The 14,933-nt window shown below is 72.8% G+C and carries 12 protein-coding genes; 10 read left to right on the top strand and 2 right to left on the bottom strand.

The window, feature by feature from the left end; all coding sequences use genetic code 11:
• The first annotated feature begins 237 nt into the window (after positions 1 to 237).
• From EDF20_RS08745 to EDF20_RS08755, 3 genes are all read left to right on the top strand, one after another.
• Positions 238 to 831 (top strand): sigma-70 family RNA polymerase sigma factor, encoded by a 594-nt coding sequence (locus EDF20_RS08745; RefSeq protein WP_243833426.1) that lies wholly within the window; start codon positions 238 to 240, stop codon positions 829 to 831.
• A complete protein-coding gene (locus EDF20_RS08750; protein WP_133738399.1) occupies positions 828 to 1,712 on the top strand; it encodes a hypothetical protein in 885 nt (294 codons plus the stop codon). Before EDF20_RS08745 ends, EDF20_RS08750 begins: the two co-directional genes overlap by 4 nt.
• Before the next feature lie 169 nt (positions 1,713 to 1,881).
• Complete coding sequence (locus EDF20_RS08755) at positions 1,882 to 2,925, top strand: diacylglycerol kinase family protein (RefSeq protein WP_133738400.1); 1,044 nt, start codon at positions 1,882 to 1,884, stop codon at positions 2,923 to 2,925.
• 141 nt (positions 2,926 to 3,066) lie between these two features.
• On the opposite strand, the gene EDF20_RS08760 is transcribed toward EDF20_RS08755, so the two are convergent.
• Positions 3,067 to 4,116: a Gfo/Idh/MocA family oxidoreductase gene (locus tag EDF20_RS08760; protein WP_133738401.1), complete on the bottom strand. Its 1,050-nt coding sequence runs from the start codon at positions 4,114 to 4,116 to the stop codon at positions 3,067 to 3,069.
• A complete protein-coding gene (locus EDF20_RS08765; RefSeq protein ID WP_123547948.1) occupies positions 4,113 to 5,429 on the bottom strand; it encodes an ROK family transcriptional regulator in 1,317 nt (438 codons plus the stop codon). The genes EDF20_RS08760 and EDF20_RS08765 overlap by 4 nt, the downstream gene beginning before the upstream one ends.
• Before the next feature lie 91 nt (positions 5,430 to 5,520).
• On the opposite strand from EDF20_RS08765, the gene EDF20_RS08770 reads away from it, so the two are divergent.
• The 7 genes from EDF20_RS08770 to EDF20_RS08800 all read left to right on the top strand — a co-directional run bounded on the left by EDF20_RS08770 (position 5,521) and on the right by EDF20_RS08800 (position 14,933).
• Complete coding sequence (locus EDF20_RS08770) at positions 5,521 to 8,046, top strand: glycoside hydrolase family 2 protein (protein WP_133738402.1); 2,526 nt, start codon at positions 5,521 to 5,523, stop codon at positions 8,044 to 8,046.
• Between the two features lie 89 nt (positions 8,047 to 8,135).
• Positions 8,136 to 9,014 (top strand): substrate-binding domain-containing protein, encoded by an 879-nt coding sequence (locus EDF20_RS08775; protein ID WP_123547950.1) that lies wholly within the window; start codon positions 8,136 to 8,138, stop codon positions 9,012 to 9,014.
• A gap of 294 nt (positions 9,015 to 9,308) precedes the next feature.
• Positions 9,309 to 11,012 carry an ABC transporter substrate-binding protein gene (locus tag EDF20_RS08780; protein WP_123547951.1) on the top strand — a complete coding sequence of 568 codons (1,704 nt, stop codon included), beginning with the start codon at positions 9,309 to 9,311 and terminating at the stop codon, positions 11,010 to 11,012.
• Positions 11,013 to 11,058: 46 nt separating this feature from the next.
• Complete coding sequence (locus EDF20_RS08785; RefSeq protein WP_123547952.1) at positions 11,059 to 12,048, top strand: ABC transporter permease; 990 nt, start codon at positions 11,059 to 11,061, stop codon at positions 12,046 to 12,048.
• A gap of 34 nt (positions 12,049 to 12,082) precedes the next feature.
• Entirely contained in the window at positions 12,083 to 13,063 is a 981-nt protein-coding gene (locus EDF20_RS08790; RefSeq protein WP_123547953.1) for an ABC transporter permease, read from the top strand.
• On the top strand, positions 13,060 to 14,013 hold the full coding sequence (locus EDF20_RS08795) for an ABC transporter ATP-binding protein (RefSeq protein ID WP_123547954.1): 954 nt from the start codon (positions 13,060 to 13,062) through the stop codon (positions 14,011 to 14,013). The genes EDF20_RS08790 and EDF20_RS08795 overlap by 4 nt, the downstream gene beginning before the upstream one ends.
• Positions 14,010 to 14,933 carry an ATP-binding cassette domain-containing protein gene (locus tag EDF20_RS08800; RefSeq protein ID WP_133738403.1) on the top strand — a complete coding sequence of 308 codons (924 nt, stop codon included), beginning with the start codon at positions 14,010 to 14,012 and terminating at the stop codon, positions 14,931 to 14,933. The genes EDF20_RS08795 and EDF20_RS08800 overlap by 4 nt, the downstream gene beginning before the upstream one ends.

The raw sequence follows: 14,933 nt of genomic DNA on the forward strand, positions 1-14,933 counted from the left end.
CGCGTCACGCCGCCCGGTCGGACGACGCCTGTCACGAGGGCCTACGACGACGACCCGTCCGGCGTTCACCGGTGGCGCGAGAAAGTCCGGACGAGACCGTGACCGAGCACGACGGGGCGGTCGTGGTCAGCGTCCGCCACACCGCGTCGATGAACGCGCACGGGCTCCACGACGTACTTCCTCTCGAGAGCTCCTGGTGATCCGTCGGGAGCCGCCCCGTAGGCTGAGAGGAGCCGGATGTCGCTCGTCGTCACGCGTCCCGGCACGCAGGAGGGGAGCCCGATGAGCCAGCCGACGCCCGGCCCCTCGGCGCAGACCACCTCTCCGCAGACGCCCTCGACGGGCCTCGACGTGTCGGCCGCCTTCGCCGAGCACGGCTCGGCCCTGCTCGGCTTCGCCGTCAACGCCCTCCGCGACCGCGCCCTCGCCGAGGACTGCGTGCAGGAGACGTTCCTCCGCGCCTGGCGTGCCCGCGCCTCCTTCGACCCGGCCCGCGGCGGCGAGCGCACCTGGTTGTTCGCGATCGAGCGGCGCGTCGTGCTCGACGTGCACCGCGCCCGTCAGCGCGCGCCGCTGCTGGTGCCCGACGAGCACGCGCCCGAGCTGGCGGCCCCCGCGGCCGACCCGCTCGAGCGGGTCGGCATCGTCGAGGGGCTGGCGCGCCTCAGCGACGAGCACCGCGAGGTCGTCGTCGCCGTCCACCTGACCGGGCTCAGCTACCAGGAGTTCTCCGACGTGTCGGGCGTCCCGGTCGCCACCCTCCGCACGCGGTGCTTCTACGCCCTGCGCGCCCTCCGCACCCACCTCGACGACGGGGAGAACCTCTCATGACCGACCCCACGTCCGAACCCGCCGCGAACCCGGCGGGCTCCGAGTTCGACCGCCGCGCCGAGCTGATCGCCGCCGCCCTCACGTCCGACCTGTCGCCCGCGGAGGCCGTCGAGCTCGACGCCCTGCGCGTCGTCGACCCCACCGTCGACGACGAGATCGCCTCGCTCGGCGGGGTCGTGGCGCGGCTCGGGCCCGTCGGCACCTGGCAGGACGCCCCGGCCGACGCCGCGCTGCGCGACCGGGTCGAGTCGGCTGTCGCCCGGGACGGGTCGTCCGACGCCGCTGAGCGAGCTGAGCCGGCCGCCGCCGGCGCCGCCGCAGCGGACGCCCAGCGAGCCGAGCGAGCCGACCCCTCAGACCGAGCCGAGGAGGCGGCGGTCGCGGCAGGCGCCCCGGCTCCGCTCCCCGGGGACGCGTCGGCCCCGGTGGTCCCCCTGCGCCCCCGCCGGTCGCGCCGCGTCGCCCTCACCGTACTCGGCGCAGCGGCCTGCGTCGCGGTCGGCGTCGGCGGCGGCGTGCTCGCCGCGACGCCCCGCGACGCCCACGTCGCCGGCCCGCCCGGCACCCTCGGCGCCGTCGAGCACGTGGCGTTCGCCGGTGAGCCGTCGGGAGTCGCCGTCGACGGCGACCTCGTGGCGCACACCTGGGGCACCGAGACCGTGCTCACGGTCGACGGCCTGCCGACCGGGCAGGCGTTCTCGGTCGTCGTCGTCGACGACACCGGTGCCGAGCACGAGTCGGGGGCGTTCCTCGGCACGGACGTGACCATCGACTGCCGCATGAACGCGGCGGTGCTGCGCGAGCACGTCGTCGCCGTCGAGGTGCGCGGTGCGGACGGCGTCGAGATCGCGACCGCCTCGGTGCCCTCCGTCGACGCCTGACCCGCGCCTCCTGCTCTCCTCGTCCAGGAACACGGGTCCTGCGTCTGCGCTGCGCAGGACTGGCGGTCCTGAGTCGTGCACGATCCTGGACTCCGCGGTCGCGACTTCCTGGATCGTGCAGCAGGCGCTGGCCCGGCCCGCCGCGCCGTCGCGGTGGCATCATCGACGGGTGACCACTGACACCGACCCGACGCCCCCCGTCACGTCCGGAGCCGACGCCGCCACCGCCTCGTCGACCGACTCCACGGCGTCCCAGGCGACACGGGTCGCCGCGGTCGTCTACAACCCGATCAAGGTCGACCTCGACGCGGTGAAGGCCGCGGTCGCCCGTGCCGAGGGCGCCGCCGGCTGGGGCGCGACGCTCTGGTTCGAGACGAGCGAGGACGACGCCGGCCAGGGCCCCGCCCGCGAGGCCGTCGAGGCAGGGGCGACGATGGTCATCGCGGCCGGCGGCGACGGCACCGTGCGGGCGGTCGCCGAGACGGTCCACGCCTCCGATGCCTCGCTCGCCCTGCTGCCGAGCGGCACGGGCAACCTGCTCGCCCGCAACCTCAAGCTCACCCTCGAGGACCTCGACAACTCCCTCGAGACCGCTTTCTCGGGCGAGGACCGCGACATCGACCTCGGCATGCTCGAGATCCGCCGCGAGGACGGCTCGTCGAGCGAGCACGTCTACGTCGTGATGACCGGCCTCGGCATCGACGCGAAGATGCTCGCCAACACCGACGACGACCTCAAGAAGAAGGTCGGCTGGCTCGCCTACGTGAAGGCGCTCGTCGCCACGCTGCGCGACGAGAACCAGCTCGTGTTCCGTTACAGGATCGACGGCGGCAAGCAGCGCGACATGCACGCGCACACGATCATCGTGGGCAACTGCGGCGCCCTGCCCGCGAACATCGTGCTGCTGCCCGACGCGGCGATCGACGACGGCCTGTTCGACATCCTGCTGCTGCGCCCGAAGGGCGTCCGCGGCTGGGCCCACATCCTGTTCAAGGTGTTCTGGGAGAACGGCGTCGTGCGTCGCCTGCCCTTCGCCGACAAGCTGCCCGGCACCGAGAACGAGGCGCTGCGCTACGTCAAGGCGAAGCAGATCGAGGTCGAGCTGAAGAGCCCCGAGGACATCGAGGTCGACGGCGACGGCTTCGGCGTCGCCACGGGCGTGCGCACCTGGATCGAGCCGGGCGGGCTGACCGTGCGGGTGCCCCGCTCGTAGGGAGCCTGAGGCGCCCGACGGGCCGCCTCCCGGGCCACCGGGACTCCGGGCGGGTTCGTCTCGGGCGGGCCGTCACGACTGCCCGTTCGGGACGAACTCGCCCGTGCTCCGGTGGGTGTCAGCCAGTGCCGGCCAGCGGCCTCAGGCCACCGTCAAGGAGGCGCGGGTCGCCTCGAGCACGGCCGTCACCGACCGCGCGTCGTCGAGCGAGTGCAGCGGCGAGTCCGTGCGCCCCTCGGCGACGAACGCGGCCAGCGCCGTCGCCTCGTACGCGAGCCCGTCCCGGCCCCGCAGCACCGACGGGTCCCGCCACGTCGCCGTGCCGTCGGCGGTGGACACCTCGAAGGAGGCAGGGAAGACCAGGTGCTCGAGCATCCGCACGGTGCCGGTCGAGCCGCTGATGGTGCCGAGGCCCGGCGACGTCGTGAGCAGGCTCGTGACCGCCGTGCCGACGCGGCCCTCGGCGGTGCGGAGCGCGATCGCGGCCTCGAGGTCGACGCCGTCGGCGCGGGTCGTGCCCGTGGCCCGGACGTCGACCGGCCGGCCGATCGCGAACTGGGCGAACCAGACGGCGTAGACGCCGATGTCGAGCAGCGCGCCGCCGCCGAGCGACGGGTCGGCCATGCGCCCGCCCGACGACAGGTCGTTCGCCCAGGCCACGTCGGCCGTCGCGAGCCGGACGTCCCCGATCGCGCCGTCGGCGAGCAGCCGGGCGAGCACGGTGCTGTGCGGCACGTAGCGCGTCCACATGGCCTCCGTGGCGAGCACCCCGGCCGCGCGGGCGGCGGCGATCAGCCGGTCCGCCTCCTCCGTCGTCGTCGCGAACGGCTTCTCGACCAGCACGTGCTTGCCGGCGCCGATCGCGAGCAGGGCGTCGGGCACGTGGCTCGTGTGGGGCGTGGCGACGTAGACGACGTCGACCTCCGCCAGGGCGACCAGCGCCTCCTGCCCCTCGACCGCCGTGGCGACGCCGTGGGAGGCGGCGAAGCGCTCGGCCTTGTCGAGCGTGCGCGACGAGACGGCGACGACCCGCTGGTCGGTGTGCGCGTGCAGGGCGTCGGTGAAGTCGCCTGCGATCTCGCCGGTGCCGATCACTCCCCAGCGCAGGGCGGGCCCGCCGCGCAGCGGGGTCGCGGTCGACTCGGGGAACGTGAGGGACGACGAGGACGAGGGTGCGGTCGAGCTGGTCACGGTGCCTCCGGGGGAGTGGGCGGGACGAGGGGCGCGGGCGGGCTGGCGGGCGCGGGCGGTCTGGGGGGAGCGGACGGGCTGGCGGGCGCGGACGGGCTGGTGGGCGCGGCGCCGGCCGAGCGCGTCGTGATCTCACGCTGCAGCACGAGCGCCGCCCCGCCGACGGCCGCCGCGTCGGCGACGTACGCCGACAGCTCGACGCTGACGCCGTGGGCGGCCCGGGCGAAGAAGTCCTCGTCGACGCGCCGCCGGACCGCCTCGAGGTAGAGGGCGCCGGCGATGGCGAGGCTCGGCCCGGCGAGCACGATCGAGTCGAGGTCGAGCACGTTGGCGATCGAGACGACCGCGGCGGCGAGGTGCTCGGCCGAGTCGCGGATGAGCTCGAGGGCGAGCGGGTCGCCGTGGACGGCCGCCGTGGCGACCACGCTGAAGTCGGCGTAGGGGTCGGTCAGGCCGGTGAGGGCGAAGCCGGCCTCGCGCCCGGCGGCCACCGCGGCACGGGCCCGGAGCGCGACGCCGACCGGCCCCGCGAGCTTCTCGACCGTCGTGTTCGCCAGGAACGGCCCGGGCGCGCGGCTCATCACCTGCCCGAGCTCGCCGGCGTTCGAGCTGGCCCCGCGGAACACGACGCCGTCGAGCACGATGCCCGCGCCGATGCCCGCCCCGTAGTAGACGGTGCAGTGCGCCGCCGAGTCGGCGACCGAGCCGCCCCAGAACTCGCCGATGGCCGCCGCGGTGGCGTCGTTGTCGAGGACGACGGGCAGGCCGGTGGCCTCGGTGACGGCGCTCACCAGGGGGAACCCGGCCCACGCCTCCAACGGGGGAGCGCCGTGGATGCTGCCGTGGCGGAGGTCGATCGGCCCCGGGGTCACGAGGCCGAGGCCGGCGACGCGCTCGGCGGGGACGCCCAGCCCGCCGAGGAAGTCGGCGACCACGGCGGCGATGCGCGCGACCGCGGCGTCGGGCGCCTCGCCGTAGACGCCGTGGGTGCGGAGCCGGCCGACCATGGCCCCGCCGAGGTCGGTGAGCACGACCGTGACCGCGTCCGCGCCGAGCTGCACGCCGAGCGCGAAGCGGGCGAGCGGGTCGATGCTGAGCAGGGTGCGCGGCTTGCCCCCGGTCGACTCGCGGCGGCCCGCCTCGACGACGAGCCCGTCGACCATCAGCTGCCGCACGACGTTCGACATCGTGGCCTGCGTCAGGCCGGTGCGCTCGGCGAGCTCGACCCGGCTGATGGGCCCCTGCGAGCGGATCAGGTCGAAGGCGAGCCCGCGGCTCGTCGGGGCGCTCGAGAGCAGGCGCGGGTTGACCATGTGGTACCTCCAACCCGTAGTCTAGGGTCTGAGCGGCTTACTTAGGCTGCTTGACGAAGGGGTCGGAGATCCCTGGACGCAAAGGGACACCATGGCCTTCTCCCCCCTGCACGACGACTGGACCGTCGAGGCCGTCACCGGTCCGGTGCCCGACGCCGTGGCCGGCCGACGAGTCCCGGCGACCGTGCCGGGCCAGGTGCACACCGACCTGCTGGCCGCCGGCCTGGTCACCGACCCGTTCGACGGCGACGCCGAGTCGGCCCAGCAGTGGATCGGCGACACCTCGTGGCGCTTCTCGACCACGTTCGTCTGGCACGACGACGGGTCCGCCCGCCACGACCTCGTCGCCGAGGGCCTCGACACCGTCGCGGTGGTCGAGCTCAACGGCCGCGTCGTCGCCCGGACCGAGAACCAGCACCGCAGCTACCGCGTCGACGTGAGGGAGGCGCTGGTCGAGGGGCAGAACGCGCTCACCGTCACCTTCGCGGCCCCCGTCGCCGAGGCCGAGGCCCGGGTCGCCCTCCACGGTGCCCTGCCCCACGTCAACCACCACCCGTTCAACATGCTGCGCAAGCAGGCCAGCTCGTTCGGCTGGGACTGGGGCGTCGACGTGGCCGGCGCCGGCATCTGGCGGCCGATCGGGCTCGACTCGTGGTCCGGCGTCCGGATCGCCTCGGTGCGTCCGCTCGTCGGCGTGGACGGGACCGCCGGCACCCTCGACGCCCGCGTCGCGCTCGAGTGGGACGGCGTGACGACCGGCGAGCACCGCGTCGCCGTCGAGGTGACCTCGCTCGAGGGCCACCGCGTGGCCGACGCGAGCGTCGTCGTCGCGGCCGGCACCGCCGACGCCGCCCTCGGGCTCGTCGTCCCCGACGCGCGGCTCTGGTGGCCGCTCGGCCACGGCGACCAGCCGCTGTACGGCGTCCGCGTGACCGCGGCGCCCGCGGACGACGGCGCAGGAGGCGGTGCGCCCGACGCGACGACCGCCTCCTGGGCTTCGCGGATCGGCTTCCGCACCGTGCGCGTCGACACGACGCCGGACGCCGACGGCACGCCCTTCGTGGTGCTCGTGAACGAGCGCGTCGTGCAGGTGCGCGGGGCGAACTGGATCCCCGACCACGCGTTCGTCACCGAGATCGACCGCGACCGCTACCAGCGTCGCGTCGCCGACGCGACCGAGGCGAACATGAACCTGCTGCGCGTCTGGGGCGGCGGCATCTACGAGTCGGACGACTTCTACGACGCCTGCGACGAGGCGGGCGTGCTGGTCTGGCAGGACTTCCTCTTCGCCTGCGCGGCCTACGCCGAGGAGGACTGGCTGGCGGCCGAGGTCGAGGCCGAGGCGCGCGAGGCGATCACGCGGCTCAGCCCGCACCCGTCGCTGGTCATCTGGAACGGGAACAACGAGAACATCTGGGGCTTCGTCGACTGGGGCTGGAAGGCCGAGCTGCAGGGCCGCACCTGGGGCGACGGCTACTACCGCGACCTGCTGCCGCGGCTCGTCGCCGAGCTCGACGGCACCCGCGCCTACTCGCCGGGCAGCCCGTTCTCGTTCGGCGACCCCGGGGCGTCGGACGACGAGGTGCACCCGAACGACCACCGCCACGGCACGATGCACATCTGGGACGTCTGGAACCGCCGCGACTACACGGCCTACCGCGAGTACCCCGCCCGCTTCGTCTCGGAGTTCGGGTTCCAGGGCCCACCGGCCTGGTCGACGCTCGTCGGCTCGGTGCACGACGAGCCGCTCGACCCGTACGGCCACCAGATGCTCGTGCACCAGAAGGCCGAGGAGGGCAACCTCAAGCTCGAGCGCGGCATGCAGGGCCACCTGCCGGCCCCGGCGACCATCGAGGACTGGCACTGGGCCACGCAGCTCAACCAGGCCGCAGCGATCCGGTTCGGCGTCGAGCACTTCCGGTCGCTCGCGCCGCTCAACACCGGCACGATCGTCTGGCAGCTGAACGACGACTGGCCCGTCACGTCGTGGGCCGCGGTCGACTTCGACGAGCACCGCAAGCCGCTCTGGTTCGCCTTGCGCGACTGCTACGCGCCGCGCCTCGCGACGATCCAGCCGCGCGGCGACTCGCTCGCCGTGGTGCTGCTCAACGACGTCGACAACGCGTGGGCGGGCGACGTCGTGCTGCGCCGCACGAGCTTCTCGGGCGACGTGCTCGACGAGGTCGTCGTGCCCGGGGCCGTCGGCTCCCGGGGCAGCGTCGAGCTGGAGGTGCCGTCCCCGCTCGCCGACGCGCTCGACCCCGTCGCCGAGCTGCTCGTCGCCGTGCTGCCCGGCTTCGGCTCGGGCCGGGCGGTCTGGGACGCGGCCGAGGTCGTCGACCAGCGCCTCGACCCTGACCCCGTCGCCACCGAGGTCGTCCGCGACGGCGACGCCTGGCTCGTCACCGTGACGGCGCGCAGCTACGCCCGCGACGTCACCCTGCTGGTCGACGTCCTGGACCCGCGGGCGACGGTCGACCGCGGCCTCGTCACCCTGCTCGCGGGGGAGTCGGCGACGTTCCGCGTCGAGGGGGCCGCGGACGTCGACCCGCACGCGCTCACAGGCCGGGGCGTGCTCCGGCACGCGAACGGCCTGCTGCTGGCGGTGGCGCCCTGACCGAGGTCCTGACCGGCCTCGTGACGCAGGAGGCGCCTCCGCGGCTCCGCAGGTCGACCGTGGTCCCCGCGGTGGGCGATACTGCACTGGTGTCCCCGCCCGTGGGCGCCGGCACGGCCGGCGCGCCTCCCTCCCTCCCGGCCATCGGCTTCGTGCAGCGCCGGGCGCCCTTCAGCCTGGGGATCGACCCGTTCCACACCGCGTTCCTCGCGGGCATGGAGGCGGCGGCGACGCGGGCCGGGGCGACGGTGCTGCTGCAGCTGGTGGCCGACCACGACGACGAGCTCGCCTGCTTCCGCCGCTGGGCCGCCCAGGGCTGGGTGCGCGGCGTCGTGCTCGCCGACCTCGTCGACGACGACCCGCGGCTGCCCGTGCTCGCGGCCCTCGGGCTGCCCACGGTCGTCCTCGGCCAGGAGCCGCAGGGCGGGGGCGTCTCGACCGTCGAGGTCGACGACCGGGGCGCGATGCGGCAGGCCGTCGCGCACCTCGTGGGCCTCGGCCACTCGGTGATCGGGCGGGTCAGCGGGCCCGTGGAGCTCGGCCACACGCGGGCGCGCTCGGAGGCCTTCGACCTCACCGTCGGACGAGGAGGCGCGAGCGGCCTGGTCCTGCCGGGCGACTACTCGGCCGAGAGCGGCGAGGCGCAGACCCGCCGGCTGCTGCGCGGGCCGCGGCGGCCCACGGCGATCGTCTACGACAACGACGCGATGGCGGTGGGCGGCCTGGCCGCGGCGGCCGACCTCGGCGTCTCCGTGCCGGGCGACCTCTCGCTGCTCGCGTGGGACGACTCGCCCCTCTGCCAGCTCGCGACGCCCCCGCTGTCCGTGGTGAGCCGCGACGTGCCGTCGCTGGGGGAATCCGCGACGCGCACCGTGCTCGCGATGCTCGACGGACGTCCCGAGATGCTCGTCCGCGCCCCGGACAGCGAGATCGTCGTGCGCGGCACGACGGCGCCGCCCCGCCGCTGACCTGCCCCCCTCCTCATTCAGGAACATCGGTCCTGAGCCTCGCCACGGGGGGAGGCGCCGTCCTGATCCGTGCACGAGTCAGGACCGCAGCCGCCCCCGTTCCTGAATCGCGCCTCCTCGATGGCTACATCGCCCGGCAACGGTCCGGTCACGGTTCCTGAGGCTTGCTCCCACAAACTTGACGGACTTAATTTAGTCGGGTAACAATGACCCGACAGCGCGGCCCAGCCCGCCTGTGACAACGAAGTCGGCGTCGACTGCCCCGAGTGGTCGCGCCCTGGGAAAGGATCAACGATGTTCCTCCGCGCAACCACGGGCCGCAGGCCCGTCCGCAGGGCCTGGGCGATCGGGGCGGCAGCCGCCGCCACCGCGCTGACCCTCGGCCTCACCGGCTGCTCCGCCGGCGGCTCGGGCTCGAGCAGCCCGAGCGACACGCTCGTCGTCTACACCGGCCAGGCCGGCGACTACCAGATCAACTTCAACCCGTACTCGCCGTCGTCCATCGGCGGCATCGGCGCGATCTACGAGTCGCTCTTCTTCGTCACCAACGTGAACACCGAGGACTACGAGCCCCTGCTCGGCAGCGAGTACACCTGGAACGACGAGGGCACGCAGCTCGACGTCACCCTGCGCGACGACGCGACCTGGTCCGACGGCGAGGCCTTCACGGCCGACGACGTCGTCTTCACCTTCGAGATGCTGCTCGACACCCCCTCGATCAACACCAACGGCTTCGACGGCACGGTCACCGCCGCCGACGACACGCACGTCACCTTCACCTGGGACCACCCGGCGTTCGTGACCGGCCCGGCCCTGCTCGGCCGCACGCCGATCGTGCCCGAGCACCTGTGGAGCGACATCGACCCCACGACCGACGTCATCGCCGAGCCCGTCGGCACCGGCGCGTACACGATGGACGACTTCAAGGCGCAGGCCTTCACGCTGGCCGCCAACCCGACCTACTGGGGCGGCGAGCCCGCGGTCAAGAAGGTCCGCTACCTCTCGCTGTCCGGCAACACCGCGGGCGCCGACGCGCTCGCGGCGGGCACGATCGACTGGCAGACCGGCCCGGTGCCCGACATCCAGAACGTCTCGAAGAACTACCCCGGCTACGACGCCGTGACGATCCCGCAGAACCAGGTCGCGCTGATGACCTGCTCGAACGCCGAGCTCGGCTGCGAGGGCCCCCAGACGGATCCGGCCGTCCGCCAGGCGATCTACTACGCGCTCAACCGCGACCAGGTGAACTCCCTCGCGTTCCAGGACACCGCCAGCGAGGTGTCGCCCACGTTCGCGCTGACGAGCACGCAGGAGGACCTCATCTCGAGCGCCGTCGCCGAGCCCGTCGCCCCGTCCGCCCCGGACCTCGACAAGGCGTCGTCGCTGCTCGAGGACGCCGGGTACGCCAAGGGCTCCGACGGCATCTACGCCAAGGACGGCCAGGAGCTGAAGCTGACCGTCGAGGTCGTCACCGGCTGGACCGACTACATCACGGCGATCGACACGATGGGCCAGCAGCTCAAGGCCGCCGGCATCTCGCTGACCGCCTCGCAGTCGTCGTGGAACGAGTGGACCGACAAGAAGAGCAAGGGCAACTACCAGCTCGCCATCGACTCGCTCGGCCAGGGCGCCGCGTCCGACCCGTACTACCTCTACGACCAGTACTTCAACACCGCCTACACGGCGGCGGTCGGCGAGGCGGCACCGACGAACATGGCCCGCTTCAGCGACCCCGCGGTCGACGCGGCGCTCGAGACCCTCAAGGCCACGAACCCCGAGGACACGGAGGCGCGCCAGGCGCAGTTCGACGTGATCCAGGCCGCGATCGTCGAGGACATGCCCTACGTGCCCGTCCTCACCGGCGGCACGACGAGCGAGTACCACTCGTCGAAGTTCACCGGCTGGCCCACGATGGACGACCTCTACGCGTTCCCCGCCATCTGGGCCTCGCCGGACAACTCGATCATCTTCAAGTCCCTGAAGCCGGTCGGCGAGTAGCCGTGGCGGAGGAGGAGCTCGTCGTCGTGAGGACCGGTGAGGACACGTGAACTACTTCGTCCGGAAGCTCGGCTTCTACGCGGTCGCCCTGTGGGCCGCGCTGACCATCAACTTCCTGATCCCGCGCCTGCTGCCGGGCAACCCGGTGGACATCCTGCTGGCCAAGCTGCAGCAGCGCGGCGGGATCGTCACCCCTGACACCCGCAAGGCGTACGAGCTCCTCCTCGGAGGCGACTCCTCCGACCCGCTCCCGGTGCAGTACTGGAACTACCTGATCAACATCTTCAAGGGCGACCTCGGCATCTCGGTCGGCTACTTCCCGACCCCGGTCACCGAGGTCATCGGGTCGTCGCTGCCCTGGACGATCGTCCTCGTCGGCCTGGCGACCGTGATCGGCGCAGGGCTCGGCGTCCTGCTCGGCGCGTTCGTCGGCTGGAAGCCCGGCACCTGGCTCGACTCGCTCGTGCCGGCCACCACGCTGCTGGCGGCGGTGCCCTACTTCTGGCTCGCGCTGATCCTCGTGTACGTGCTCGCCACCTCCCTGAGGCTGTTCCCCTCGCAGGGCGGCTACGACGTCGTGCTCGACCCGGGGCTGAACTGGCAGTTCATCTCGTCGGCGGTCGAGTACGGGTTCCTGCCGGCGCTCACCATCGTGATCGCGTCGATCGGCGGCTGGCTGCTCGGCATGCGCAACATGATGGTCTCGACGCTGTCCGAGGACTACGTGCTCACGGCGCAGGCCAAGGGCCTCAGCCAGGGCCGCATCCTCCGCGGCTACGCGGCCCGCAACGCGGTGCTGCCGAGCGTCGCCGGCTTCGCCATCTCGCTCGGGTTCGTCGTCTCCGGCTCGATCGTCACCGAGCAGGTGTTCTCGTACCCGGGCATCGGCGGCAAGCTCCTGTCGGCCGTCACGAACAACGACTACGCGCTGATGCAGGGCATCTTCCTCTTCATCACGCTGGCCGTGCTCGGCGCCAACCTCGTGGTCGACCTCTTCTACGGGATCATCGACCCCCGCACCCGGGCGCGCAGCTGATGGCCCGCCGCACCACCAGCAGGAGGCAGCACCCATGACGAACGTCGCCCCCGACACGACCACCACGGTCGTCGACTCGACCTCGCAGCTCGCCGCCGAGGCCGCCGATCTCGGCAAGCCGAGACGCTCCGCCTGGCGGCTGATGCTGCCGACCATGACCCCGTGGCTCGCCGCCGGGCTCGGCCTGGTCGGCGCCATCGCGCTCTTCGGCATCGTCGGCCCGTTCTTCGTGCAGGACCCGACCGTCATCCGCGACATCGGCCTCACCGGCCCGTCGGCCCAGCACCTCCTCGGCACGACCCAGACCGGGCAGGACGTCTTCGCCCAGCTCGCCTGGGCCACCCGCGGCTCGCTGCAGATCGGCTTGATCGTCGGCATCCTCGCGACGGCCCTCTCGGCCTTCTTCGGCATCCTCGGCGCCTACATCGGCGGGTTCACCGACGAGGCGTTCTCGCTGTTCTCGAACGTGTTCCTCGTGATCCCCGGCCTGCCCCTCGTCATCGTGATCTCGGGCTTCGTGCCCCAGGAGCAGCGCGGGCTCTGGACGATCGGCATCGTGCTGGCGATCACCGGCTGGGCCGCGTCCAGCCGGGTGCTGCGGGCGCAGACCCTGTCGATCCGCAGCCGCGACTACGTGGCCGCGGCCCGCGTCGCCGGCGAGAAGCCGTGGCGCGTCATCTCGGTCGAGATCCTGCCGAACCTGCTGCCGGTGCTCGCGTCGCAGTTCGTCTTCGCGGTGATCGCGGCCATCCTCGGGGAGGCGGGCCTGTCGTTCCTCGGACTGGGCGCCTCCAACTCGTCGACCCTCGGCACGATGCTGTTCTACGCGCAGAACGGCTTCGCCCTGCCGCTCGGCGCCTGGTGGTGGTTCGGCCCTCCCGGCCTCATCATCGCCCTGTTCGGCACCGGCCTCTCGCTGATCAACTTCTCGATCGACGAGATCATCAACCCCAAGCTCAAGAACGTGCGCCTGCACCGCAAGCGCGCCCGTCTCGCGAAGAAGGCCTCCCGATGACCCCCACGCAGGAGGCGCCCACAGCTTCCCGGCCCCGCACCCGTCGCGACGCGGTGCTGACGATCGACGACCTCACCGTCGTCTACGAGGTCGAGAACCCGGTCACGGCGGTCAAGTCGGCGAGCCTGACGCTCGCGCCGGGCGAGATCCTCGGGCTGGCGGGGGAGTCGGGCTGCGGCAAGACGACGCTCGCCTACGCGATCAACCGGCTGCACAAGCCGCCGGCGCGCATCGCGACGGGCTCGATCACGTTCCACGACCGCGACGGCACGGACGTCGACCTCCTCGCCCTCGGCGAGCAGGAGCTGCGGGCGTTCCGCTGGTCGAAGCTGTCGATGGTGTTCCAGGGCGCGATGAACGCCCTCAACCCCGTGACGACGATCCTCACGCAGCTGGACGACGTGCTCGTCACGCACGAGAAGCAGCTGAGCAAGGCGCAGCGGCGTGCGCGGGCGGCCGAGGTGCTCGAGCGCGTCGGGGTCGATCCGGTACGGCTGCGCTCGTACCCGCACGAGCTGTCGGGCGGCATGCGCCAGCGCGTGATGATCGCGATGGCGATGCTGCTCGAGCCGCAGATCATGATCATGGACGAGCCGACCACGGCCCTCGACGTCGTCGTGCAGCGCGACATCCTGCGCGAGATCGTCCGGCTGCGCGACGAGCTCGACTTCGCCGTCGTGTTCATCACGCACGACCTGCCGCTGCTGCTCGAGATCAGCGACCGCATCGCCGTGATGCTGCAGGGCGAGATCGTCGAGCTGAGCACCGCGGAGCAGATCTACGCCGACGCCCAGCACCCCTACACGCGCCGCCTGCTCAGCTCGTTCCCGAGCCTCAGCGGCTCGCGCGGCGCCTTCATCCGCACCGGCGTCGACGAGGGCTCGCCCCTCGAGCAGGACACCCGCACCATCGTGCTGCCCGACCCCGACGACCTGGAGGACCCGCGATGACCAGCATCCACGTCACCGACCTGACCAAGGACTTCTCGGTCCGCAAGGGCATCGGCCGCGAGGCGTTCCGGGCCGTCGACTCGGTGTCGTTCGACCTGCTGCCCGGCCGCACGGTCGCCCTCGTCGGCGAGTCGGGCTCGGGCAAGTCGACCATCGCCCGCATGCTCGCGAAGCTCGAGAAGCCGAGCTCAGGGAAGATCGACGTGACGCTCGACGACGGCACGCCCGTGATGGGCTCGGTCTACCGGCGACACGTGCAGATGGTGTTCCAGGACCCGTTCGCGTCGCTCAACCCGTTCCACTCCATCGAGCACCACATCGCGCGGCCGCTGCGGATCCACCGCCGCACGAGGGGCCGCGCCGAGACGCACGAGCGCGTGCTCGACATGCTCGAGCGCGTCAACCTGCGCCCCGCCGAGGACATGGCGGCTCGTCGTCCGCACGAGCTGTCGGGCGGACAGCGTCAGCGGATCGCGATCGCCCGGGCCCTGGCCCCCGGTGCCCAGGTGCTCATCGCCGACGAGCCGGTCTCGATGCTCGACGTCTCGATCCGCCTCGGCGTCCTCAACCTGATGGGCCGGCTGCAGCGCGAGGACAACCTCGCCGTGCTCTACATCACGCACGACCTCGCCACGGCGCGGCACTTCTCGGACGAGATCCTCGTGCTCTACCGCGGCCGGGTCGTCGAGCGGGGTCCCGCGGACGACGTCATCCTCGACCCGCACCACGACTACACGAAGCTGCTCGCCCTCGCCGCGCCCGACCCCGAGCGTGTCGGCAAGGTCGTCAGCGACGAGTCGGCCCCCGACCGCTCGAGCATCGACAACTCGATCTGCTACGACCACTACGCCGGCGCGTGGGTGCAGGCCGGGTCCGCCCCGGCCGGCGACGCGCTCGCCGCCAAGGCCGCGGTCCGCTGA

Origin of the sequence: Frigoribacterium sp. PhB116 (assembly GCF_004364285.1) — a bacterium.
In the GTDB taxonomy this organism is placed as follows: domain Bacteria; phylum Actinomycetota; class Actinomycetes; order Actinomycetales; family Microbacteriaceae; genus Frigoribacterium.